19 protein-coding genes are annotated in these 25,197 nt (G+C 46.5%); 15 read left to right on the forward strand and 4 right to left on the reverse strand.

Features of this window, described 5'->3' with window-relative positions:
• Nucleotides 1–71 precede the first annotated feature (71 nt).
• From MCG46_RS07170 to MCG46_RS07180, 3 genes are all read left to right on the forward strand, one after another.
• Nucleotides 72–1,430 (forward strand): MATE family efflux transporter, encoded by a 1,359-nt coding sequence (locus MCG46_RS07170; protein WP_240278902.1) that lies wholly within the window; start codon nt 72–74, stop codon nt 1,428–1,430.
• 75 nt (nt 1,431–1,505) lie between these two features.
• The gene (locus MCG46_RS07175) at nt 1,506–2,510 is read left to right on the forward strand and encodes a hypothetical protein (RefSeq protein ID WP_240278904.1); all 1,005 of its coding nucleotides are present in this window, start codon (nt 1,506–1,508) and stop codon (nt 2,508–2,510) included.
• A gap of 15 nt (nt 2,511–2,525) precedes the next feature.
• Nucleotides 2,526–5,777 carry a glucosaminidase domain-containing protein gene (locus MCG46_RS07180; protein ID WP_240278906.1) on the forward strand — a complete coding sequence of 1,084 codons (3,252 nt, stop codon included), beginning with the start codon at nt 2,526–2,528 and terminating at the stop codon, nt 5,775–5,777.
• Between the two features lie 117 nt (nt 5,778–5,894).
• Here MCG46_RS07180 and MCG46_RS07185 read toward each other — a convergent pair whose 3' ends face one another.
• The 3 genes from MCG46_RS07185 to MCG46_RS07195 all read right to left on the reverse strand — a co-directional run bounded on the left by MCG46_RS07185 (nt 5,895) and on the right by MCG46_RS07195 (nt 9,354).
• On the reverse strand, nt 5,895–6,233 hold the full coding sequence (locus tag MCG46_RS07185) for a hypothetical protein (protein ID WP_240278908.1): 339 nt from the start codon (nt 6,231–6,233) through the stop codon (nt 5,895–5,897).
• A gap of 133 nt (nt 6,234–6,366) precedes the next feature.
• On the reverse strand, nt 6,367–7,038 hold the full coding sequence (locus MCG46_RS07190) for a TetR/AcrR family transcriptional regulator (protein WP_240278910.1): 672 nt from the start codon (nt 7,036–7,038) through the stop codon (nt 6,367–6,369).
• A gap of 159 nt (nt 7,039–7,197) precedes the next feature.
• Nucleotides 7,198–9,354 (reverse strand): Tex family protein, encoded by a 2,157-nt coding sequence (locus tag MCG46_RS07195; RefSeq protein WP_430622660.1) that lies wholly within the window; start codon nt 9,352–9,354, stop codon nt 7,198–7,200.
• Between the two features lie 155 nt (nt 9,355–9,509).
• On the opposite strand from MCG46_RS07195, the gene MCG46_RS07200 reads away from it, so the two are divergent.
• The 12 genes from MCG46_RS07200 to deoC all read left to right on the forward strand — a co-directional run bounded on the left by MCG46_RS07200 (nt 9,510) and on the right by deoC (nt 24,007).
• Nucleotides 9,510–11,495 (forward strand): PASTA domain-containing protein, encoded by a 1,986-nt coding sequence (locus tag MCG46_RS07200; protein WP_240278914.1) that lies wholly within the window; start codon nt 9,510–9,512, stop codon nt 11,493–11,495.
• Between the two features lie 285 nt (nt 11,496–11,780).
• Nucleotides 11,781–12,692 carry a GGDEF domain-containing protein gene (locus tag MCG46_RS07205; RefSeq protein WP_240278916.1) on the forward strand — a complete coding sequence of 304 codons (912 nt, stop codon included), beginning with the start codon at nt 11,781–11,783 and terminating at the stop codon, nt 12,690–12,692.
• 7 nt (nt 12,693–12,699) lie between these two features.
• The gene (locus MCG46_RS07210) at nt 12,700–13,353 is read left to right on the forward strand and encodes a GNAT family N-acetyltransferase (RefSeq protein ID WP_240278918.1); all 654 of its coding nucleotides are present in this window, start codon (nt 12,700–12,702) and stop codon (nt 13,351–13,353) included.
• Nucleotides 13,354–13,366: 13 nt separating this feature from the next.
• Entirely contained in the window at nt 13,367–13,909 is a 543-nt protein-coding gene (locus MCG46_RS07215; protein WP_240278920.1) for a hypothetical protein, read from the forward strand.
• A 169-nt stretch (nt 13,910–14,078) separates the two neighbouring features.
• Nucleotides 14,079–14,459, forward strand: a complete 381-nt coding sequence (locus MCG46_RS07220; protein ID WP_240278922.1) for a BlaI/MecI/CopY family transcriptional regulator — start codon at nt 14,079–14,081, stop codon at nt 14,457–14,459.
• Nucleotides 14,456–17,038 (forward strand): M56 family metallopeptidase, encoded by a 2,583-nt coding sequence (locus MCG46_RS07225; protein ID WP_240278924.1) that lies wholly within the window; start codon nt 14,456–14,458, stop codon nt 17,036–17,038. The genes MCG46_RS07220 and MCG46_RS07225 overlap by 4 nt, the downstream gene beginning before the upstream one ends.
• Nucleotides 17,039–17,340: 302 nt before the next feature.
• Nucleotides 17,341–18,645 (forward strand): uracil-xanthine permease family protein, encoded by a 1,305-nt coding sequence (locus MCG46_RS07230; RefSeq protein WP_020223145.1) that lies wholly within the window; start codon nt 17,341–17,343, stop codon nt 18,643–18,645.
• A gap of 362 nt (nt 18,646–19,007) precedes the next feature.
• Nucleotides 19,008–19,721 (forward strand): 16S rRNA (uracil(1498)-N(3))-methyltransferase, encoded by a 714-nt coding sequence (locus tag MCG46_RS07235; RefSeq protein ID WP_240278926.1) that lies wholly within the window; start codon nt 19,008–19,010, stop codon nt 19,719–19,721.
• Nucleotides 19,722–19,725: 4 nt separating this feature from the next.
• Nucleotides 19,726–20,490: a hypothetical protein gene (locus tag MCG46_RS07240; protein WP_240278928.1), complete on the forward strand. Its 765-nt coding sequence runs from the start codon at nt 19,726–19,728 to the stop codon at nt 20,488–20,490.
• Between the two features lie 97 nt (nt 20,491–20,587).
• The gene (gene mtaB, locus MCG46_RS07245) at nt 20,588–21,889 is read left to right on the forward strand and encodes a tRNA (N(6)-L-threonylcarbamoyladenosine(37)-C(2))-methylthiotransferase MtaB (protein ID WP_240278930.1); all 1,302 of its coding nucleotides are present in this window, start codon (nt 20,588–20,590) and stop codon (nt 21,887–21,889) included.
• The gene (locus MCG46_RS07250) at nt 21,886–23,361 is read left to right on the forward strand and encodes a UDP-N-acetylmuramoyl-L-alanyl-D-glutamate--2,6-diaminopimelate ligase (protein ID WP_240278932.1); all 1,476 of its coding nucleotides are present in this window, start codon (nt 21,886–21,888) and stop codon (nt 23,359–23,361) included. The genes mtaB and MCG46_RS07250 overlap by 4 nt, the downstream gene beginning before the upstream one ends.
• Nucleotides 23,345–24,007 carry a deoxyribose-phosphate aldolase gene (deoC, locus tag MCG46_RS07255; RefSeq protein ID WP_240278933.1) on the forward strand — a complete coding sequence of 221 codons (663 nt, stop codon included), beginning with the start codon at nt 23,345–23,347 and terminating at the stop codon, nt 24,005–24,007. The genes MCG46_RS07250 and deoC overlap by 17 nt, the downstream gene beginning before the upstream one ends.
• Before the next feature lie 139 nt (nt 24,008–24,146).
• Here the strand turns inward: deoC and MCG46_RS07260 are convergent, their stop codons facing one another.
• On the reverse strand, nt 24,147–24,971 hold the full coding sequence (locus MCG46_RS07260; protein ID WP_240278934.1) for a helix-turn-helix domain-containing protein: 825 nt from the start codon (nt 24,969–24,971) through the stop codon (nt 24,147–24,149).
• Nucleotides 24,972–25,197 lie beyond the last annotated feature (226 nt).

The following is a 25,197-nucleotide window of genomic DNA, read 5'->3' on the forward strand; positions in this document are numbered from 1 at the left end:
TGTTGACGAAAGAGACGACAAAATTTGACATTCGTTGATGATTGCATGATAATTAATTCGGTGATGATATTATGACGATGAATAAAAATGCCGACAGATCATTAATTCTCGATTCCATGCCGGTTAAGCAAGCGTTGATCCGTCTAGCGGTTCCTTCCATTCTGGCCTCCATGGTCACAACCATCTATAATATTGCCGATACGTTTTTCATCGGGCAGCTGCACAACACTGCGATGATCGCAGCGACTACCGTAGCGATGCCGGTCATGATGCTGACGCATGCTTTTGGTGAATCGGTAGGCGTCAGTGCCGGCAGCTATATCTCACGGCAGTTAGGCGCGGGACATCATGAACAGGTCAGCCGGATTGTACAGACAACGATGACGCTGGTCGTTTTGATTTCAATCGTTCTGCCGATTCTGTTCATCGTTTTTCTGGGGCCGTTATTGGGGATGTTCGGAGCGGAAGGCGATGTGACGATGTATGCGGCACAGTATGTGACGATCCTTCTGGTCTTCGCGTTCTCCCAGATTGTTAAACTGACGATTGTCCATCTGTTGCGGGCCGAAGGGGATGTAAATTTCCCGATGGCGGCAATTTTTACCGGCGTTGCTGCAAATTTGATTCTTGATCCGATTTTCATGTTTGACTGGGGTCTGAATCTGGGGATTGCCGGGGCAGCGTGGGCGACAGCGGCCGCGCAGTGCATTTCGTTAGCGATGCTGCTATGGCGGTTAATGTTTAAAGCTGAGGCTGTGCGCTGGAATCCGCGGGTGTGGATGCTGGATAAGACGGCGGTGCAGGAAATAGTCAGTCTGGGTGTAGCGGTGTTTGCCCGGCAGGCGCTGCCCAGCGTCACCTACAGCTGCCTGGCAATGCAGGCCAGTGTGTATGGTACGGATTTTTTGGCCGGCATTGGAATTGCCAAGAAGTGCCTGAATTTAGTCATGTTTGCGATCATCGGTTTTGCGCAGGGGTTCCAGCCGTTTGCGGCGTATAATTATGGTGCCGGAAATCGTTCAAGGCTGCGTCAGGCTTTAAAGAGTGCTTTGCTTTGGGTGACGGTGTACGGCTGCTTCGCGGCGGTGCTGTATATCGCGCTGGCGCCGCAAATCGTCCAGATTTTCTCACGGGACGGCGCGGTCATAGAAATGGGGCGGATGATGCTGTATGGTTATGCTGTCTCCATGCCGGTGGTGGGAGCGTATAATATAGCGGCGGTTCTGCTGCAGGCGCTGGGCGAGAAACGTTCAGCCTTCTTCCTGTCGATAGCCCGGCAGGGATTGTTCTACATCCCGATTATTTGGATTTTGCCGACAATTTTGGGTCAGCTGGGAATTTTCATGGCCCAGCCGGCTGCAGACTATCTGACGATCCTGACTGTGATCTTGTTATGCCGGCATTTATTTGTTGATTTGATGAAAGGTTAATATTGGTAAGGAAAAACAGGTTTTAACGCGCCCCGGTTTATGGTAGAATACCATTAGACTGGGGTAATGTTACTTATGAGAAAAATGAAGAATAAAACGACGATGCTGCTGGCTGGCGGCTTGGCTATCGTTTTGATACTCTTTGCCGCCGCAGCGATCTATTTCGGAATGATTGTAAAAGATCGCTCGGAATCGCAGCTGCCCAAAGAAACGGAAAAGCCGGTGCTGGCTGAACAGGGCGGACAGGAAAAGCCGCAGGAAACACAAGGTTTGGATGCCGTTGAAGTTGATCTGGTGAATGCGACCGTTTATCGCTTTGACGAACTGGACTTTCAGTTTGCGATCGCCAAAATCCGGGTTAAAGCCCAAGAACCGATCAATATTTCATTGGAGCATTTCACGACCGATGAAGGCATCAAGCTGAATGAAATTGACAGTTACTTAGATCAGCTGGATAAAAACGGACTCTATATCGGCAAGCAGAATGTCTGGTTCGAATTGGTTTCCAAGGAAGACAGTTATGTTGCCAATATCTTTGTGCCGATCCAGGACAAGTCGGCGCAGAGTGCCGCCGTCAATATTGATTTTGGAAGCAATGATCCAATTAAATTAAATCTGAAAGAAGCCAGCGGGACCCGGGAAATGCTGGGTTATGTCGCAGAAGATGTGATCACTGACGGCAAGACTTATCAGATGCAGGTTCAGGTTGCCTTCCAGATCGCCAGCGAGGAAATGTATCGCACGTTTGAGGATGGTACGGTGGAAACCGCCGGGTTGCCGTCAACGGCGGAAGTTTATGTTTTCCGGCTGGACGCAGTCAGTCTTTGGGGTGATGAGCTAGAAGTCGAAGACGCGGTTTATCAAGTTGAAGGCAGCGGCAACACATTCCAAGCACTTCCAGCCAATTTCCATTCTGAGAAATATGACAACATTCTTGGCAAGACGATCAAGGAAAAAGACAGTGGTGTCTTATTCTTCATTACCTATAATCCGGACAAAGAACCAATCACTTATCAAGGCAAGCTGAAGCTGAAGATCAAGGGACAGGAAAACTGGATTGAAATTACCGTCAGTTTATAACGAAGGGGGAAGACGATGAAACAAATCTGGAAGATGGCCTTAGCTATGGCAATGGCTGTAACGTTGGTTCAGGGTTATCCCTCGGCAAACGGAAAAATCAATGTGAAAGCGGACGAAACCTATCCCATGGGCTGCAGCAATTTTGAAGTTGCCTATGTAACAGACAGCGGCGGCTTCAGCACGATTGGCTGCTACAATGATTTCACTCAGGCTAAAAATGAAATGTATGCTCATGGCAATGATGCGGTTGTACGGCACAGCTCCAGCAAATCGCCAACGAAGATTATTGCGATGACCTCTGGGGTAGCAGCCAGTTATTCTTATCGGCGAGGTTATGCTGATGGCAGTTCACGGCGGGCGTATGCGACTATGGATATCACACAGTATCAGTCAACGACGACCAATGAGAAAATCACGTATGTGACCAGTCATCGTGAAATGATCTATAAAGGAACGTATTCTTACAATACTGGAAATGGAACAGGCCGGATTGCGGTCAACTTGACAGGTTTTGACGGATACACCAATCTGGATCAGGTCGATTTGATACCAACAAAATTCTTGACGAACAATCTGCGGATTTTATTGGGCGGCAACAATGACGGCAGTCCTTGGGAGTCGCCGTTCTGGGTTCGTCCGAAACAGAGCTATTACGAAGTTGTTCAAAATGGAAATTATAAGGAACTGATCTATCATTGCTGGTCGTATTGGGCAAAATCAGATACACCGCAGGATTACTCTCAGACAATTGGGCCGGCTGAAAGCTGGATGAATGTTGGTTCAGTTTATTATACGAACGATATGCACGCGCTGTATACCGATCGGTATTTTCAGAATCCGGTGATAGTTGAGGGCAGTCCGGCAAAGTATTATAACTACTATGAGTTTTTGCCGCTGCGCAGCCGAACCAAACTGAATGGTGATCAGCTGAATGGTTTTCTTAACAGCCGCGGTTATACCGAGATTGCCTATAACTATGATGAGTTAAAAAGCAATCAATCAAAAATGGTCAATTCCGGCTGGTTCTTTGTCAATGCTCAGGAAACCTACGGCGTCAACGCACTGCTGGCGTTCTGTATGGGACTTTTGGAATCTGGCTGGGGACGTTCACAGATTGCGATTAATAAAAATAACTTGTTTGGCTGGAATGCGGTTGACTCGAATCCAAGCGGCAGTGCTGATAAATATGAAAATATTGAATCGGCAGTGACCCAGCATATGGCAGTCAATCTGCGCGGTTATCTTGATATCAATGATGCCCGTTTCTTTGGCTCTCATTTGGGAAACAAGGGCAGCGGCTTTAATGTCAAATATGCGTCTGACCCGTATTGGGGACTTAAAATAGCGGCCTTGGCCTATCAGGTGGACAAGTATGTTTCTGGTAACGATGGTTCGCTGACAGATTACGGAACTTATTCGCTGGGCGTCATCAATCAATATGACGCGGCTGTCAAGCGCTATGCAGACGCTAATTCACAGACGCTATATACAACGCGTTACGGGGCGACTTATCAGAATGACTTTACGGTTATTCTGCAATCAGAAAACAATGGCTGGACAGGTTTCCCAACGACTAACGGTGTCCGCGCCGATGGTTCGCTACTTCCGCATAAGAATAACGGCTATGAAGCGTATAACTGGCAGAACAGTGTCGGTTATCTGCAAAGCTCCAAGATTTCCAAGCTGTCTGCTGGAATTTTTGACAACAGCCAGATCGGGAAAGTGCCGACAGGAGATCCTGTTCAGAAAGTGACATCAATGGCTTGGAAGGAGAATCTGATGGCAATAAGCGGTCAGGGCTATCGTCCGGGAATTTATGTCACAGATTCAAACAAGGTAACGCAGAAACTGGTAGTTTATAACCAGTATTATGATACCAAGGAGTTCGAGTTAACAAGCACGGTTGCTGAGAAGGAACAGGTCAGCTTTAAAAACGAAGCGCTGGATTTGACAGCCTTAGCTGAAGGCAGTTATTTCTTCGAAATCCGGACTGAATACAGCGAGCTGAGTGATTACAACGACAGCTTCTATATCGGGGCATTGGAAACTGCTCCGGAAACAAAGAAAATCGGAAATAAGACATTTACCTTCAGTGTGAAGGACAACGTTCTGTTTATGACAGTTACGCTGAGCGGTAATGAAGAGGGTGGCGAGCCGGAAGACCATCTGAAGAGTACCGTCCGTCAGGTTCTTTCCAAATTTGAATATGCGGATGAGCATACCTTATTGATTGAAGGTACAGCTTTCATTAATGGTTATGACTTCAAGGAAGACTCAGAAGTTACCCATCAGCTGCTTCTGACCAATTTGGAGACCAATGAAGTCACGACAATTGATGCGGCAACGCTGCTGGCTCCAAATCCAATCAATCTCTACGATGGATTTACTTACAGCAAGATCAATTTCAGCGCCTCGGTGGATCTGGCTTCGTTAACTCCAGGCAGTTATTCTGTAAAAATTCAGATTCGCAATGGTGATATTAAGATGTATGCGAATTTGACCAGCTTTGATGATAACTTCCTGCCTGAAGTTCGAATGCTGAATGAATATCAGGTGCGGATTGTACAAAATCAGCTGTATAATTACCGTTATGAAATTAACATTGAAAAATCAGATCTGGATTATACGTTGATTAAAAAGCCAACAAAACGAAATTCTGCATTTGATTACACGAAGCTGTCTTTGGAAGGCGGACGGCTGAATCTCAATGGTATGGCGTGGATTTACAATACACAGTTTAAAGCGGATGCGCAGGCTTCTCATGCTTTGCTTGCGGTTGACGAGAATGGCGTATCCTATCCGCTGGAAGCTCAGAATCAGGCTTGTTCGGCAGACTATGCGGAAATGTTGGGTTCTAAGTTCAGCATGAAAAATGCGTGCTTTACCAGCGCTGCAGATTTAAGTCAGCTGCCGGAAGGCGATTATCGACTGTATTTGGATATCAGTGCAGAAGGATATCGTGATATATTTGAGATGACTGATATTTATTCGCGCGCGATTGAAACGGTCACTGTTGGTGAGCGCAGTTATGCTCTGTTTATCTCACCGGTTCGTTATCGAATGGTGCTGAGTATTACACAGAATGGTCCGAATATTGATGGCGGTGACGACAAGGGAGAAACACCTTTGACCAATGCCGTTCAGGTATCTGATCTGCCGCTTGAGGACCAGCCGGTTGAAGTACCACGTCCAAGCTCGCTGATCGCTCCAACCCCAAGTCCGACGCCGGGTGAGGGAAACAGTGAAGAAGAAACACCTTCTGAATAAATAGAAAATGCAGAAACAGAGCAATCTGAATCTGCATTTTTTCTTGCTTGGAATGGACAGGGAGACTGAAATAATTGCGAAATAAAATATTTCATCTCTGATGTCAGTAACATTACATTATTTTAGTACTTTTATTTTATGAGCGTGATATCGGTTAGAGAGTAAGGAAATCATGCCAAAAGAAACGGTTCCCAATCCCCATAACGGTTTGCTAATCAGAAATTGGACTGATCCCACGAAAAGCAGCCCGACACTGGCGATGCCACCGATCTTCGTTCCGATTCTGTCAACTGCTGGAGAAGGGGTACGCAGAGTCTTCGATTTTTCGATCAGTGATTGTGTAAACGCTGTGGTTCTGGCTGTAGCTTTCCATGTCTGATCGAGGACAGAACGGGTTAAATCTGATGGGATTTTTGAATTTTTCTTGATGGCTGAACTGTTTTTCTCCTGGTTCATAGTTTTACCTCCATGGATTATTGAAAATAATGCGGCTGTCAAATTGGTTAGAAACTTGAAATGCAAACATATAAAACCGACCGTCGGTTTTTATTTTAGCTAAGAAATAGGCTGTTGATCCAGCCTTTTTTACTTAAGATGGTCTTTTCTGTTGTGATTGATCCAGACAGCTGTTTACATGCATTGTTTTTAACAATACCGCAATCAACGCGTCGTCTAAAATATCCAAACCTAGTTTTTTCATCATGGTTTGAAGATAGTCAAGCCGAGCTTTAGTTTCTGCCGGTTTTCGGCTGAATATGACAGGATTTGTCCAGTAATTAAGCAGAAATGAGAAAATTTCTGCGCAAAGTTCAGGCTGATCAACCTGCAGTGAACCGTCTTCATTGCCTTTTTGGATTAATTCTGCAATAATCGGTGCATCGTGCAGCACACATCCCTGCATCCCTCCGACTATAAGATAAGGCTCAACGTGAGAAGCAACAGCTTGGTCCAGTGAATGAGTTTTGGTGTCAATAGCCAGCCTATAAAGTATTTTCTTTAGTTTTTCTCTGGCATTTTCACCTTGTGTATCACGAATTAATTCATGGAAGAGATTGTTGACGTACAGAATACGTTTTTCCATCACGGCTCCAAAAATCTGTTCTTTGGATTTGAAATGATGATAAAGGCCGCCTTTGGAAAGCCCGGAAACATCCAGAATATCCTGAATACTGGTTTGTTCATAGCCTTTTTCAACAAATAGTTGGGCGGCCGTTTCTACAATTTTCTCTAATGTTTGTTCCGGATGTTTATTCCGTGCCATAACTCCTCCTTATAAACCGACGGTTGGTCTGTTTATATACTATCTGAAATCAAACAGTGTGTCAAGCAGAAAAAAAAATGAATATAGGATTAAACTTCTTTGCTGAAAAAAACTGTCTTCCGAGCTTCTAAACCACTCGATGAAGACAGTGTGATGAAATTAACGATGAGGATCAATCATAGTCAGCTGAACCCGGTGGCGTTCAGCATCAATCCCATAGACCCAGACTTTGAGAATATCGCCGATTGATACCACTTCACTCGGATGGGAAATCCGTCCCTGCACCATTTTGGAAATGTGAACTAAGCCATCCTCATGCAAACCGATATCCACGAAGGCACCGAAATCGACTACGTTGCGGACAACACCTTCCAGCTCATCGCCTGGATGCAGATCTTCCAAGGTGAGCACATCGTGCCGCAGCATTGGACCATCAAACTGCTCACGGTAATCGCGCAGCGGCTGGGATATGGCTTCAATCATATCCTGCAGTGTATAAACATCCGTATTCAGCTGTTCAGCCGTTTCTTCAAGATTGAGCTGGCTAAGTTTTTCCCGGCACTCATCGCTGCCTAACTGCTGAATACTTAACAGCTGACATAAACGATGCGCGGCTTGATAGCTTTCAGGATGGATCGGTGTTTGATCAAGCGGCTCTTCGCCATCGTGAATGCGTAAAAATCCTGCAGCCTGCTGAAAGGACTTAGCGCCTAATTTTGGAACCTCCAGCAACTGCCGGCGATTATAGAAACGTCCGTGTTCATTGCGGTAGGTGACAATCGCATTGGCGGAAGCCTTCGTCAGACCAGAAACATGACACAGAAGTTCACTGGAAGCTGTATTGACATCGACGCCGACGCGGTTGACGCTCTTTAAAATGGCAAAATCCAGCCGTTCGTTCAAAGCTTTGGCCGGCAAATCATGCTGATACTGTCCAACGCCGATACTTTTCGGATCGATTTTAATCAGTTCCGAAAGTGGATCCAGAATCCGCCGGGCAATCGAAACCGCAGAACGCTGTTCGACGTGCAGATCCGGAAATTCTTTTCGGGCTAACTCGCTGGCGGAATAGACTGAGGCACCTGCTTCGGAAACGAGCGTGTAGTCAACATTCAGATTTTCCTTCTGGATAACGTCAGCGATGAAGCTTTCTGTTTCACGGCTGGCGGTACCGTTGCCGATCGCGATGACTTCAATCGGATAATCCTTCAGTATAGATAATAGCTTAGCCTTGGCCTCGGTTTTTTTGTTTACCGGCGGATGCGGATAGAAAACATCGATTTTCAGCATTTTTCCGGTTGAATCAATCACTGCCAGCTTGCAGCCGGTTCGAAATGCTGGATCGACACCCAGTATCATCTTGCCTTCCAGCGGCGGCTGAAGAAGCAGCCGCTCAACATTCATTGAGAAAATTTCAATGGACTGAGCCTGGGCTTTTTCACTGAGTTCACTTCGGACTTCCCGTTCAACGCTGGGAAACGCCAGTCGCTTTAAGCCATCCTCGGCAGCTTCTTCAATCAGCTTCTGGCAGACGGTCATGCGCTCATGCGTGACGCCGCGGATGGCATAGTTGATCAGAAAGGTCTGGTTGTAGTCCAGCGTCACCGTGATGACCTTTTCCTTTTCGGCTCGGTCGATAGCCATGACGCGGTGATTAGCTAGCGTACTGATTTTTTCTTTGTAGTCATAGTACATTTTGTAAACTTGTTTTTCATCCTCATGTTTTTTCTTTTCCTTGCAGAGGATAAACCCATAGCGTTCAATCTGTTCTTTTATTTTCCAGCGCAGTTTTGCTTCATCGCTGATCCGTTCTGCCAGAATATCTTTAGCTCCCTGCAATGCTTCTTCAATTGTGGGAACCTGATCGTTAACATACTTTTCGGCCTGAACTGCTGGATCACCCGAACGTGGACAGGATGCAATCCAATCCGCCAGCGGCGTGAGCCCTTTGGCCGCTGCATCGGTGGCGCGGGTTTTGCGCTTTTGTTGATAAGGACGGTAAATATCGTCTACCTGCGAAAGCTTGGTGCAGACCAGAACCTGCTTCCGTAAATCTTCGGTCAGCTTGCCTTGGGTCTCAATGATCCGCAGCACGTCTTCTTTGCGTTTTTCTAAATTACTTAGATACTGGACCTGCTGCTGAATAAATAAAATCTGTTCTTCGTCCAGTCCTTTTGTCATTTCTTTACGGTAACGCGCGATAAAAGGAACTGTATTGCCTTCTTCTAATAACTTTAATGTATTTCGTACCTGGGATGGCTCAATGTTCAATGAAGCCGCCACTGGCTGAATCAGTTGTTCAGTTTCCATATTCATTCCTCCTCGTGATGATTTTTATCATAACACGAAAATCTTTTCATGACTTCAAAAATTTGTAAGAATTCAAGCCAGTAACTTCCAAAGAAAGTCTACAAAGGCCGTTCTTTAGGGTTTAAAATTATGTTATACTTGTTAGCGTACAGGAGGGCAATATGAATATAGATTTTACGAATAAAAAGACGATCGCGCTGCTCAGTGCTGTCGGCGTATTAGCCATTGCAACAATTGCAGCCGTTGTCGTTTTGTTGACGCTGCCTGGCAAAGCGATTCAGGTGGAAGATTTCTCGGGGAAGACTGTTGAAGAAATCAAACAATGGGCAACTGAGAAAAAGCTGGCAGACAGTCAGCTGGTAATCGATTACGAATTCAGTGACACTGTAGAGAAGGATAAACTGATTTCGCAGAGTATTGCCTCAGAACAGAAGCTGAACAAAGACAGCGTTCTGACGGTTGTATTCTCCAAAGGTCCGGATCCGGATGTCGAAGTTACGCTGCCAGATTTTAAGGACATGACGGAAGAAGAAATCGAAAAGTTTGTGGAAACGAACAAACTATTGGATGTAACTTATGAATATGCTGTTGACGAAAAGATCGAGAAAGGCAAATTCATTAAAGTGAATGTAACGGATACCGTTGTTAAGCGCAGCACAATGCTGATCTTTACGATATCCCAAGGCGAGGATGGAACAGGCGAACAGATTATTGTTCCGGACTTCAGTGATTATACAAAGGCGAAGATTACAAACTGGGCGAAGGCTAACAAGGTGACCATCAACTGGAAAGAAGAAGCTAGTGATAAGATCGCTAAAGACAAAGTGATTTCGCAGGATCCGAAAGCTGGAGAAACAATTAAAACCGGCGATAAGATTACAGTAACCTTATCCTTGGGAAAAACGGTGACGATGAAATCTCTGGCGAAGATGAGCAAGGATGAAGCAAAGAAATGGCTGAATGATAACGGTTTGGTCGGAGAATTCAGTGAGGCGTACAGCGGTTCAATTGAATATGGCTATGTTATCTCCAATACACCTGAAAAAGGGGATGTTAAACAGGGAAGCACAGTCAAAGTCAAAGTTTCGTTAGGAAAGATTAAATTGGAATCCTTCATTGGCAAGAAAAAGGAAGATGCCGAGAACTTCAAGAAGAAGGTAAACAATTCGGAAGCCAATCTGACGTTTACTTACAGCGAAGTAGAAAGTACGGAAGCCGTCGGAACAATTGTTTCTCAAGGCTATGATTCAGGAACGTATTTATCTCCGGGAACGACAGTAAACTTCCAGATTTCCAAAGGAAAATCAGTAACTGTAGAGAATAAAGCAGGTTCTAGTGAAGATGATTTTAAGAAATATATCAGCGGTTTAGGATTAAGCCTGGGCACACGTTCAACGGCTTATTCTGATAAGGCTGCTGGATTGATTATCGAAAATGAAACAGGAAAGAAAGCCGCGGGTTCTACTGTCTGGTACAAGGTTTCCTTGGGTGCATTCAGTCCGGCAGCAGGTGATTTTGAAAATAAGACCGTTGCGGAAGCTCGGAAAATTATTGAAAATGCCAATAATTCCGGTGCGGGATGGAGCTTTTCAGAAGGCGCGAGTGAATTTAACGACAGTATTGCGGCCGGAAATACCTTTGGATGTTCAATTTCTGGCAAGACTGTGACCTGCAAAGTATCCAAAGGAAAAGGTGTTACCGTTAAGAGCTATGTTGGCGGTGCGGCTCCATGCTCTACGAACAGCTGTTCTGTCGACGGTGTGACAATTAAGCAAGTCTATCAGTCGGATTACAGCGATGTTCCTGAAGGACAAGTTGTCAGTCAGTCTGTGGATGCTGGAAAAGTCGTATCAGCAGGAACAGAGATCACCTTGACTCTGTCCAAAGGACCAAAGCCGGTTACAACGGCTAAGGTTCCGGATGGACCAGCAGCAATTTACCAGGGAGCAAGTTATGATGAATCTGTTAAAAATCTAAAGTTTTCGTTCAATAATGCCGGTTTCTACAATTTAACCTTTATTAAGGTAACAGGCGAAGTGGATAATCCTCAGAGTATAAATGGGGCAATTAAATCCTGGTCTGTGGAATTTGGATCAGAGATTGAGACTTCAACTGAAATTGTTTTTGAGATTTATTCTGCCAGCTAAGAAAAGAAATGTGGATGAAGCGTGTTAAGCGTTCATCCTTTTTTTTGGTTATAGTGTTAAATAAGAGCTAACCACTAATGTTCCGATAGAATTAATGTTATAATAATAACAGAAAGACAACCATTTACAGCTCCAAGAAAAAGTCTGTGCAGCTGTAAATAAAGAATAAGTCAGGGTCAATCGCATAAACCGTAGATTTCCTTTGAATAAATTGGTTGGGTGCAAGGATTGCTGGAAACAAATAAGTTGGTATTTATTCCAGTATGACGGAAAGGAAGTAAAGCTATGTTTGATTTAGAAAAAGCAGAACAGTTTATCCAAAAGCAAACGCAGAGATATCCTCTATTTGAATACTATCGGATTGTTGATGTTGATTCTTACGAGGTTTATGAGTGGAAAAAATCGCATCTGATGGCAACCGGGGAACATTGTTATCAGGTATGGAGTCGTAATTGCGCATGCCGAAACTGTGTGTCCCGATTAGCTGTGGATGAAAATCGGTCGATTATAAAAATGGAAACAACTCAGGATCATCGGATCTTTTTGATCGAATCTGTACCGTTAAAAGAGTTAGGAGATCATTACGCCTTGGAATTGATCAAGGAGGTGACGGATAATTTGTTATTTGCGGATCATGATCAAAAGAACAATGTGATGCTGACAGAAATTATTTATAAGATGAATGAATTGTCTACCCATGATTCCTATACTGGACTTTACAATAAGCGTTTTATGGAACATGAGCTGAAACGGGAAATTTCCGACTGGAAAGAAGAAAGACCCTTGACGATAGCTTTGCTGGATATTGACCAGTTTAAGACCGTGAATGATAACTATGGTCATTTGGTGGGGGATCGGGTTATTCTGGCCTTGTCAGAAGCGTTGAAAGAATGTGCTGAAAGTCATAATGGCTGGGCTTGCCGAATTGGCGGCGATGAATTCCTGATTCTGTTCCGGGGGATCAATGAAGCGCAGGCGCAACAGGTGATTCAGAACTTTCGTTCAGAAATAGCCCGGATTTCATTCGGGGAAGCGGCTAGGGATTATCAGATTTCAGTCAGTGTTGGTCTTGCTGAATATGATCTGAAATTTCAAGATTGGGAAACTTGGTTTACACTGGCAGATCAGGCGATGTATGAAAATAAAATGCAGGCGGAGATCCGAAATTGTCCTTTCAAGGATAAACCTGTGCAATGACCGCGCTATGATGCTGAAGAAAGAAAAACAAGCGATTCTGACGAGGACTGAATACCTTCAAAATCCATGCCGTACATCTGCAATACCCTTTTGGAAATGCTTTGATTATGAGCTGCCGGCAGGTGTTGAAGTTATCCATGAGGAAGAAATCGGAAAAATAGATATCGATAAAAGGCGGCAGGCCGTTCGTTATTTTCGCCTTTTTCATCGCTTGGACAGGATGCCGTCCTGTATCCAATCCAAGGCCGAGCTGCTGATCGCGCCGAGGCAGACTGCCGATTTTGCCGCTACGATTAATGCAGCTTATGCGGATCTGCAGGTCAGCGAAGCGCAGCTGTTGCAGCTGCAGAAGCAGGCTAGTTTTGATCCTAAAGGCTGGCTTTTGGCAAAGGATAAGCAAACCGGATTACCGCTGGCCTGCGGCATTGCTGCACTGGATAGGGAAACCCAGGAGATCAGCCTGGAATGGATTCAAGTGCTGCCTCAGGCTCGATGGCAGGGAATTGGCCGCGATCTTGTGATCCAGCTGCTGCTCAATCTGAAAGACCAAGCACGTTTTGCAACGGTAAGTGGGAAACTGGATGGCGCACATTCGCCAGAAAAATTTTATCGAAAATGTGGATTTACAGGAAATGATGTCTGGTATATCGTAAGGAAATAGAAGGAGTAAAGGCATGATGAAGAGAAAACGGCAGAGAAAGTTAAGCTTAGGATTCTTCCTGATTGTTCTGTGCGTAATCCTGACTAGCTGTTCTTCAGTAAGTTATCATTGGTACACGGAGCCGGATCGTTCAGTCAAGTTCAGTGTGAAAGCGGGGAAAGTTCAGCGGCTGCTCATTATTACGAATGTGAGCCAGCTGGAATCCATGAAGCTGAATGAAGAAAAAAACTGGTTGGAAGCCATGAACATTCGAGATTATTTTGACATTCAGCAGTATCCAAAAGACTTCTTCTTGGTTCATTATACAAGCCCGGGTCAAGGCGGAGTTGTATTCTATAATTTTAATTTTGCAGTGCCTGAGTATGATTTGGAAAATGATAATGTTGCTGCGATACTGGATCACTTTGGATTAACGGAGGCCTTAGATCCTCAAACCCATACCCTCGGCAAGGAGGCTCTGATTTCAGCCCAGACATTTCCTTATCATGACCTGTTTGAAAACGGGGATTATCAACGTTTGAAAACACCGAATTGGTATGAAGAACGCTGGAAGTAAATGAAACAATGCGTGGGATCCAAGGAAAGCCTTTGGATCCTTTTTCTGTTCTCTTTTTACAAAAAATGATAAAGATGCTTAAAATTATGCTGAAAGTGCTTGCTTTAAATGACTACAAAGCGTAGTATAATAATTGACTACACAATGTAATAAAAAGGGGTGAACGAAAATGGAATTGATGTCAGATTCCGAAAAGGAAATTATGAAGTTGATTTGGGATCATGGCGGGGTGATCACGATCAGCGAATTGTTGGATCAGATTGATCAAACTGGAAAGGACTGGAAGCGGACAACCGTCAGAACCTTTATTTCCAGATTGATTGACAAGGGGATGCTGATCAGTCAGAAAGAAGGCCGGGGAGCCCTATATATCGCCCAGGTCAGTGAAGCTGAATATCTGAAAGCCCAGTCAGTTCAGTTTGTGAATCAGGTGTTCGGAGGTAATGTCAGCACTTTGCTGACCTCCTTGTTTGGTCAGCAGTGTCTGGATAAAAAAGAAGTGGAAGAATTGGAGAAATTCTGGGAAGAAGGGAAGGGAAAATTGAAATGAATACGGTACTGATCGGTTTTCTTTCTGTTTCCATCTCTGCAGTATGCATGGCGGGTATTGTCTTGATCCTGGAAAAACTATTAAAAAATCATCTCAGTTTCCGCTTTCGGTATGGATTATGGCTGGTTATCATTCTGCGGCTGTTAATTCCAGTTTCTCCCGTTTCTGGTCTGATGGGAACGCTGTTTACCGCTGAAACCTGGAAAGGGCAGCCGCAGGCGTTTGTCGCTCAGCCAGAAACTCATCGGGAGGAATGGCGTGAACCTGCTGAAACTATATTCCCGCAGATTGACAATGAGCCGCTGCCAGACTTGTCATCAACATCAGAATCCTTTTCAACCCAAACTTCCTGGCATTTTCAGACGCCTGCCTGGTTTGACGATTTAGTTCAGGCTGCCTGGGTGTTGTGGCTCAGCATCGCGGTTGTCTTAATGGTGCGGCGAATGACGAGTTATCAGGGATTTCTGCGGTTTATTCGCGCCGGCAGCTTTCCAGCTTCCAATCCCAAAACTTTGCAGATTCTTGACGAAGTACGTCAGGAAAAAGGTATCCGCCGGACCATTCCCATCTCGATCAATAAATTAGCTGTTTCGCCAATGCTGCCGGGGGTTGTCTATCCGCAGATTATTCTGACGAGCGAAGAATGCGATGAAGAGGAAATGCGGATGATTCTGCGGCATGAACTGACGCATTATCAGCGTGGGGATATCTTTACTAAATGGCTTGTTCAGCTGGCTGTTTGCTTGCATTGGTTTAACCCGCTTGTCCGTCTGATCGGCAAGCATATGGAAAGCCTGTGTGAACTGGCCTGTGATGAACAAGTCCTAAAGCCGCTTTCAGCACAGGAGAAACGGTGTTATGGAGATACCTTGATCCACTCCCTGAAGGACAAGGGAACCTATGGGGATCTGATCGTTTCAATTACGTTAAATGAGAATCTGAGCTTATTAAAAGAAAGGTTAAGTGCGATTATGAATGAGAAAAAATCGACGGCGTCCCGAACACTTATTTCGATGGCAGCCGGCGCTGTGCTGTTTGCCAGCGGAATTTTCTGCGGATCAGCGATCAGCTGGAAGGCGCCTGCCCCCTCTGCTGCGACGACAGCAACAACGACAACATCAACCAGCAATCAAAGAACTTTCTATTTTTCCGGAAGCGTTTATACACAAGGCTATATCGTCACCTTGAACTGGGCCGGAGCAGAGAATACCGACAAGAATCGGGCTTATCAAGATTCTTTGGTCAGCGTGGCCTTTGATGAAAGCATGAAATCAGTGATGGAAAATGCGGAACAGATGGAAGCCGTGCGTCAGGCTGTGGCTGAGCAGCATGCCCGTTTGGTTCGCAATAACAGTATCTTAGCTTCCAATACCCCGCTGCTGACGTCCATTGAAGGACCTTACAGTGAATCGGCAGAGGAGCTGGCCGCGCGTTTCCACAAGGAAGACAAAATGGCGCAGTTCCGGGCGGTTGCCGCGAAGCTGGAGGTGGAATCGGCAGCGAAGATGGCACGGACTTTCTACGCTTCTAAAGAAATGGATTATTTTGCCGTTCTGGCCGATTCCTTATCGGAAGAAGAAATCATTGAATTCTGTACCCAGGCTTATCAGAATCAAATTGAGGAAGCTTTTGATCTGCTGATAAAAAAACTGCCGCAGAACCAGATTCAGACCCTGGCTCAGCAGGCTTACGATGATGAGCGGATTCAATATTATGAGATGGCAATCTATTCGCTGCCGGTTCAGCAGCGGGCAGATTGGGCTGAGAAAGCCTATACCGATGCCCGCCTTGATTATTTTGAAGAAGCCGTATATGATCTAACAACGGCGCAGCTGGGAGAATGGGCGGATCGAATTTATGCTGACAGTCAGCTTGAATTCTTTGAGATCATCGTGCGCCGGCTGACTTCGCAGCAGCTGCAGACCTTGGCTGAAAGGGCCTATGCGGATAATCGTCCCGACTATTTCAGAGAATTAAGCTATGATTTATCAAAGGAAAGTATCGAAAAATATGCACAGCGAGTCATGGATGATCAGCGAATTCAGGACTATCTGTTCATCTTTGATGAAGATCTGCCTGAGGCATTAATGAATACCCTGGCGATTCAGGCTTATGAAGAAAAACAAAATGATCTGTTTGATCGTGTGAATTGGAAAATCTCAACGGAAACGGCCAATGAGCTGCTTAAGCGGGCATATCAGGATAATCGTATGGAGATTCTGTACCGCCTGTCCTCGTACGCCAGTGCTGAGAATCTAAAGACGCTCACAGAACAAGCCTTTAATGATAACCGGACCGATATTTTCATGCACCTCAGCGATGATCTGTCAAGTCAGCAGAAGGCTGAGTATGCTGTGCGGGCGTATGATAATCAAAACATCGAAATTATGTCCAATCTCGTTTACAGTTTATCCCATGATCAAATTCTGCCGCTGGCTCAAAAAGCGTATGACGATCAGCGGATTCAGTATTTTGAAATGATCATCTTTGAATTAAACAGCGGGGATATTGCGAAATTCAGAGCTCAGGCTAAGCAGGATGGCCGCGATGAATTCTATTATCTGCTTGAAAATTATTAAGCTCAGTCTGATCCAGGAGATTCATGGACGGATTCACTGATGTCGAATTTCACCATAGTATTGGCTTTTGTGTTTTGAATTGAATTCGATTATTTAAAGGATCGGATCAATGAAAACGTTTCTGTCGGAGTTTGGGTCTTTTCCGACGAATTTAATGAAATCCAATCTGACTTATGCTATAATAAAACCCGCATAGGGCTTTTAAGCGGATCCAGAGAGATCGCAAGGCTGAACTACACTTAGGGGAAAGTCCTTTTGCAAAAATCAAAAGGGCTTTTTATTAAGCCCGGAAAGGGGTATTTATGTCACAGCGAGTAGAAATGATCCTCGACGTCAACGAAAAACCGCAGCCGGCACAATGGATTTTGCTGAGTTTCCAGCATGTCTTTGCGATGTTTGGCGCCACCATCCTGGTTCCGGTATTAACCGGCTTCCCGATTTCCGTTGCTTTGTTTGCTTCCGGAATCGGTACGATTATTTACAGCTGCATCACCCGTTTTAAAGTTCCGGTCTACTTAGGTTCTTCTTTTGCTTACATCAGTGCTGTTCAGATTGCTGTTGCCGCGATGAGCGGAGATGTCAGCGCGGCTCAGACGGGTTTGATTTTAATCGGTCTGGTCTATGTCATTGTATCCATCATCGTTCGCTTTATCGGCAAGGATTGGATTGATAAGCTGCTTCCGCCGATTGTCATCGGTCCGATGATTGCGGTTATCGGCCTGGGCTTAGCTGCCAACGCTGTCAGCAATGCTGGTTTTGTTGCTGGGGGAAGCTGGAAAGTGATGCTGACCGCCGTCTTCACGTTCATTCTTACGGCGCTCATTTCCACCAAAGCTAAAGGCTTCTTCAAAATCATTCCGTTTCTGTGCGGCATCCTGGGCGGTTATTTATTTGCCTTGGCGTTAGGCATTGTGGATTTTACACCCGTTATGGAAGTCATCGAATCCCGTCAGTTTCTGTCGCTGCCGGAGTTCATCCTGCCGTTTGCGGTGCCGGGATTCAAGCAGTATCATCTGTATTTCGGACCGGAAACCTTCGCGATTCTGCCAGTGGCGCTGGTTACGATTTCTGAGCATATCGGCGATCATACAGTATTAGGCAAGATCTGCGGCCGCAACTTTTTAAAGGAGCCGGGGCTGGATAAGACACTGATGGGCGACGGCATTGCGACTTCGATTTCTGCGCTGTTAGGGGGTCCGGCAAATACAACGTATGGTGAAAACACCGGAGTGATCGGAATGACTAAGGTTTCCTCCGTCTATGTTACCGTCGGTGCCGCCTGCATCGCGATTGTCTTAAGCTGCGTACCGATTGTTTCAGCGTTTATCTCTACAATTCCAAGTGCAGTATTGGGAGGTATGTCGATCATTCTCTACGGTGTCATTGCTTCCAATGGTCTGCGGGTTCTGATTGATAATCAGGTTGATTTTGGCCAGCAGCGTAATCTGATCATTGCCTCGGCGATGCTGGTCATCGGCTTAGGCGGTGCGGTTCTGCCGTTAGGCAAGCTGGTCACGCTGTCCGGTACAGCCTTGTCAGCCAGCGTCGGGATTGTCCTGAACTTAATCCTGCCGCGTTCAAAACAGACGGAAGACAGTAAAAATTAAAGTCCTTCTTATTTAAAAAACAGTGTGCTGGAAATGGAATCAGAAAGGTTCTTACACGAACTGGGATGAAGCATAATCAGCAAAAAAGAGGAACGGTAAACTTATGCTCAGTGAACGGCATAATTTTACTGTTCCTTTTATTTTAATTTTAACTGCAGCCAAGAAGTTGGTCAGACCGCTGAACCTATAGCTTTCTCTGCCCGCTATTTTTGCATCTGATTTATGCGGCCGCACGAAAAGTGTACTTAAGATGATCATAGGTTCCCGCTGTGTTCTTACCTGTTCTTTTTCTTTATACCGCGCAAACGGGTTTTTCATTTCCTTTGTGTGTGTTTTCTGGTAAAATAAAGCACGGTGATAACATGCAGCAGATATTTATACAACAGAAAGCAGAAGTCCAGAACTTCGTTGAACCGGATGCACAGCAGCGTCATCATCTGCAGCGCGTGGTGCGGATGAAGGAAGGCGAAATCCTGCGGGTGATCGATGGACAAGGCCAGGTTTTTTCCGGTCAATTGAACACAGACGGGCGCATTCTGATTTTAGAACAAATCCAGGAAGACCGCGAGCTTCCTGTTTCATTGACTTTGGTGGCCGGTTTGATCAAAGGCGAACGCTGGGATTGGCTGCTGCAGAAATGTACAGAGCTGGGTGTCAGCCGAATTGTACCATTTCAATCCAGCCGCACCGTGGTAAAGCTGGATGGGGAAAAGGTCGAAAAAAAGCAGCAGCGGTGGCAGAAGATTGTGCAGGAAGCCAGTCAGCAATGCAAGCGTACGCAGATTCCGCAGGTCTGCCTGCCGATTGCTCTGAGTGAGGCGGATCAGTATCTCAGCGAACAAAACTTCGTGGCATATGAAGATGAAGCACTGCAGGGCGGATTGTTCAGCACGCTGCTGGAAAAAGGACGCAGTATAACGATCGTCATCGGTCCGGAAGGCGGATTCAGCCCCGCTGAGATTGCGCAGCTGCAGGCGCAGGGCTTTCGCTGCTGCTCGTTAGGCAAACGAATTCTGCGTGCAGAGACGGCTGCGGTTGCCGCGGTATGTCTGGCAGCGGCTGTCATGGAGGCATAAAACGATGAATCCGAAAATCATTAAAATTCTGCGCAAGGCCAACGATCAGGAACTGCTCAAGCTTCCTGAAGTCCGCAAGGAAACCGCACGTATCAATGCCCTGCTTAAACCGTATCAGCTGGATCGAACGGTGAAAACAGCACGCGATGTCTACACGTTGAGCATTCTGGAAGAAGGCTTGAAAAACAAACAAAAGATTGAAGAACTGTACGAGCAGACCCGCCGTGAGATGCTGGATATCTGGGATATGCTTGATTATCCCAAACGCAATGAATTTGTCCGGCCGAAAATTCAGGCGGCGATTGCCGAAATGAAACAGTTTAGCAGTGAGGGCAAGCTGATCATGATTCCGTTTTTTGATCCGCTGATCAATGCGCTTTACGATCATGAAACCGCGGTCCTGGAACTGCCGCAGTTTTTCAAAATGTATAAAAACTTTGCGGATAAAATTGTGGATCCGCTGATCTACGGACGCTTGCCTTATGAGGCTGGCTTTGCTTCACCGCAGGTCATCTTTCAGAATGAACTAGGTTTTGCGGTATATGAGGGTCGGGTGCATTGTCTGGAAATCTTCGCGTTTGACGGGACGGAAACGGAGCTGCCGCTTTCCTTGGTCTGTACCGGACAAAAGCTGGATCCGGCTCAGGGCGCGCCGTTAGCGGCCGCGGTATTAAGCCAGGATCCAACTCAGATCCGGGATGCCTTGTGTGCCAGCGGATATGTTCTGCCGAAGCTGAAAAGCAAAATTGCCCGAATTCACAGGCCGTAAGGCCTTTTTCTTTGAAAGCAGCGAAGAACCGCCGTTAAAAGACTACCTCGGGGGTAAAAAGTTTGATATAATATCCATCATGGAAGGGGATAAATTCATGACGACAGTCGCAATTTCAACACTGGGCTGCAAGGTTAACGCCTACGAGTCGGAAAGTACCGCTCAGGCGCTGCGGCAGCGTGGTTATCAAACGGTGGACTTTAAGGAGAAGGCTGACGTTTACATCATTTTTACTTGTGCGGTGACCAATACCGCCGCCAGCAAGAGCCGGCAGAAGATCCATCAGGCCAGACGGCAGAATCCGAACGCTCTGGTGTGCGCCGTAGGCTGTTATGTTCAGATCCATGCCGAACAAATGAGCGAACAGGAGAAGATTGATCTTCTGATTGGCTCCAGCGGCAAGGATAAGCTTCCCCAGCTCATTGACCAGGCGCTGCAGCAGCGTCAGGTTCCGATCGTACCGATCCAGGATGTGCGGCAGGCGGCGGAGTTTGAGATGCTGCCGCTGGATGAATTTGAACATCAGACGCGGGCGTATTTAAAGGTCCAGGATGGCTGCAATCAATTCTGCGCCTACTGCATCATTCCTTATGCCCGCGGTCGGGAACGCTCGCTGCCGCTGGATGAGGCGCTGCAGGAAGCTCGTCGGCTGGCGCAGAAGCATAAGGAAATTGTCTTAGCAGGAATACATACCGGTCGTTATGGGAAGGATAGAAACACCAGCCTGACAGAACTGATCCGCGGAATGGGCAGCATTGAGTCTTTAAAGCGAATTCGAATTTCGTCGATTGAGATCACAGAAATTACCGATGAACTATTGGAACTGATGGAAAAACAGCCGAAGATTGCCCGGCATCTGCACATACCGCTGCAGGCGGGCTGTGATGCAACGCTTAAACGCATGGGCCGACCGTATACGACTCAGCAGTTTTTGCGGCGTGTTGAAGAAATTCGCGCCCGGATTGAGGGCATTTCGATCAGTACCGATCTGATCGTTGGTTTCCCTCAGGAAAGTGATGAGGAGTTTGCCGCAACGATGGCGTTTTTGAAACAGATCCGCTTCAGTTTCTGCCACGTTTTTCCGTTCTCGGCAAAAACCGGTACACCGGCGCAGCGGATGAGCGGTCAGATTCCGGCAAATATAAAAAAGCAGCGCGCTCAGGAAGTCGGCGAATTTTCCCGCAGCAGCTATTACGAGGTCAAAAGCCGCTGGATCGGCAAGGCGGTTGACGTGCTGATTGAAACCTGTGAAAACGGTGTTTCGTTCGGTCACAGCAGCGAATATCTGCCGGTTCAGGTTGAAGGGCAATGGGCCAGCGGTCAGCTGGTTCGCGCCTGTTGTACGCATATGATCGGGGATCAGCTGGTGGCCCAGGCGCAAGGAGGTCAGGAAAAATGAAGTTATCTGCATTATTTGACAACGCTCCGGATATTGAAATTGAAAATCTGATGGTGGACAGCCGCGATGTGCTGCCCAACGCCATTTTCTTCTGCATCAAAGGGATGATCCATGATGGTCACCGATATGTCAACGCCGCGATCAAAAACGGTGCCGTGTGCATTGTTCACAGCGAGGATATCAAGCGCAACAACACCAATGTCATTTATATTAAAGTCCGTGACGTTACCGCGGCTTTAAATCAGGTTGCTGCCTGTTTCTATGGGTATCCGTCGAAAAAGATGGTCGTGTATGGGGTAACCGGCACAAATGGAAAATCCTCAATTGCCTGCATGATCCGCAATCTGCTTAACCCAATCTATGCCTGCGGCTACATCGGTACGATTTCGATTGAATACGGGGATACCAAGCTGCCGCCGCTTTTGACAACGCCGGACATTGTTCCGCTGCAGAAAACGCTGCATGACATGGCAGAGGCTCAAATGAAAGCCTGCGCATTAGAAATCAGCAGCATCGGTTTGGAACAGCACCGCACCGACAGCGTGGATGTTGATATCGCGATTTTTACCAATCTGACGCATGACCATCTTGACTATCACGGTACGATGGAGAACTATTTTGAAGCTAAGAAACGGCTGTTTGACCAGCTGAAACCCGAGGGTACGGCGATTACGAACAAGGATGATCCGCATGGCATGGCGGTGGTGACTGATTGTCCAGCTCATGTTGTGACCTATGGGGTCTTGGAAAAGGCCGATTATGAAGCTAAAGATATTCAGCTCAATGCCGATAAAACCGCTTTTACGCTGGTGTATGAGGGACAGGAATATCCTGTCCAGACCAATCTGGTCGCGATGTTTAACCTGTATAATCTGCTTGCGGTGATCGCGGCGCTGCATGAGGGCGGCCTGCCGTTAGAACAGATCCTGGATCAGCTCAATACCATTCCGCAGATCGAAGGGCGGATGGAACGTATTGAGGAAGGACAGCCTTTCAATATCATCGTGGATTTCGCTCATACTCCGGATGGATTGGAACAGATCTTCAAGTTTGCTTCCGCAATTACGCCAAAGGAAAAACGGATCATTTCTGTTTTTGGGTCAGCCGGCAAGCGGGATACGAAGAAACGTCCGGTGTTTGGCCAGCTGGCGGATAAATACTGTGATCTGATCATTTTGACCGAGGATGATCCGCGCGATGAAGATCCGATTCAGATCGCCGAGGAAATTGCTTCCGGAATTGAGAAAACCAATCGGATTATCATTGAAAGCCGTTACGACGCGATCCGTCAGGCGATCGAAGTTGCCAATGTCGGGGATACGATTTTGATTTTAGGCAAAGGCGATGAAACGTTTATTTATCGTGAGTTTGGACGGGAGCCGTGGATGAGTGATCCGGCAGCTGCCCGCGATGCCTTGCATAAATATTATTTTGAAACGGAGGAGGAAGAGGAAGATGAAACCGTTGAATAAGTACATTGATCACACCCTGTTAAAACCTGCCAGTACCCGCAGTCAGCTGGAAAAGCTGTGCACCGAAGCCCGTGACCATGATTTTGCGACAGTCTGCGTCAATCCTTGCTGGATTGAATTCTGCAAGCAGCAGCTGGAAGGCAGCGACGTTCAAGTCTGCACCGTTATCGGTTTCCCATTGGGGGCCATGACCAGTGAAGCCAAAGCTTTTGAATGCCGCGATGCCATTGCCAAAGGCGCGGATGAAATTGATATGGTCATCAACATTGGAAAAGTCAAGGATCAGGATTTTGACGGTGTTGTTCACGATATCAAAATGGTCAAGGAAGCGGCGGGCGAACACGTATTAAAGGTAATTTTAGAAACCTGCCTGCTGAGTGATGAAGAAAAGGTGTTTGCATGCAAGGCTTGTATGGAAGCCGGAGCTGACTTTGTGAAGACCTCAACCGGCTTTTCGACAAGCGGGGCCACTGTTGAGGATGTCCGCCTGATGAAGCAGACCGTGGGGGATGCTTGCCAGGTGAAGGCTGCCGGCGGGGTGCGCTGTTTTGATGATCTGAAAGCGATGATTGAAGCCGGTGCGGATCGCATTGGGACTTCCAGCGGAGTAGCTTTATTGGCCGGTCAAGAAGCTGTTGGATATTAAGCCTTGAAGAACCAATTATTTTAGGCTGAGCATAAAAAATACCGGGAAGATCCCGGTGCTGGAGGGGAAGTCAGTGACTTCCTCTTTTCTGTCTGCTTTGTGGCCAGTAAGATCCTTTAAGAATGGAAAATCGAACTTGTTATCGCCGTGTGGCCAGATCAATGAAGTAAAAGAGCAACGCTGCCCCCAGCAGGCAGCCTAAGAGAATCCAGTCGGAAATCAGGGTATGCCGCAAACCATTCAGGCGCAGAATCTGATTGATGGAAAGCAGCGGCCCCAGTGCCAGAATCAGCATGGAATAGGACAGAATCTGCCACTTGCGCTTGAGAATCATCAGCAGTTTAAGCAAAAGATATAGGCAGACGACACTGACTAAACTGATCGGCAAGGCCAATGAAATCAGCCAGCCTTGAGTCCCGCTGAGTTTTTCGATCATCGCCAGATAGATCATAAGCGAAAACTCCAGGGTTCCCATCAAGATTTCCAGTCGATGAGCGTGGGGCAGAAGCAGCGCCAGCGTCAGACTGAGAACGATGAGCAGCGCGCCGATCGGATAGTAAGCCCAGCTGAGCTGATGGTTGACGGCCAGGTTAATGATCGCACATATAAGCATGGCCGTCAGAAGCAGCGGGATAAAAATCAGACAGAAGATGCGTTTGCCTTTGGAAAAGGTATCGCGTTTTGAATAAACGAGGGTATCGGCAACCACGGAATCGAACACTTCAGGATCAAGCGCCGGCTCACTCAGCTGCTGACCGCTGATGATTTCGCCGACTGTGACATGAAAGACATCGGCCAGCCGGGGCAGCAGGGTGATGTCTGGAAACGATAATCCGCGTTCCCATTTTGAGATGGCTTTGTCTGAAATCCCGATTTTGCTGCCAAGTTCCTTTTGGGTCCAGCCTTCCTTTAAGCGCAGCTGGCGGATCAGGCTGCCGGTTTTCTGTTCGTTCATATTCTGCATGGGTTTGTCCTCCATCTTTTCTTCCATCATAAGCGATCATCGGAAAGTTTACAACCGACTGGCAGTAGAATCCCGAATCGACGGCGAAGAGAATCAGATTTTTCAGCATGTAAGCGCTGTCATTTTAGCTGGGAGAAGGCTGGACGAAGATGTAGGAAATACGCCATGAAAATTTGTGAAAAACATTCTTTAAATCGTTCTGAAAAGGTTGCTTTTTTTCATTGGT

Source organism: Holdemania massiliensis (assembly GCF_022440805.1).
Classification (GTDB): Bacteria; Bacillota_I; Bacilli_A; order Erysipelotrichales; family Erysipelotrichaceae; genus Holdemania; species Holdemania massiliensis_A.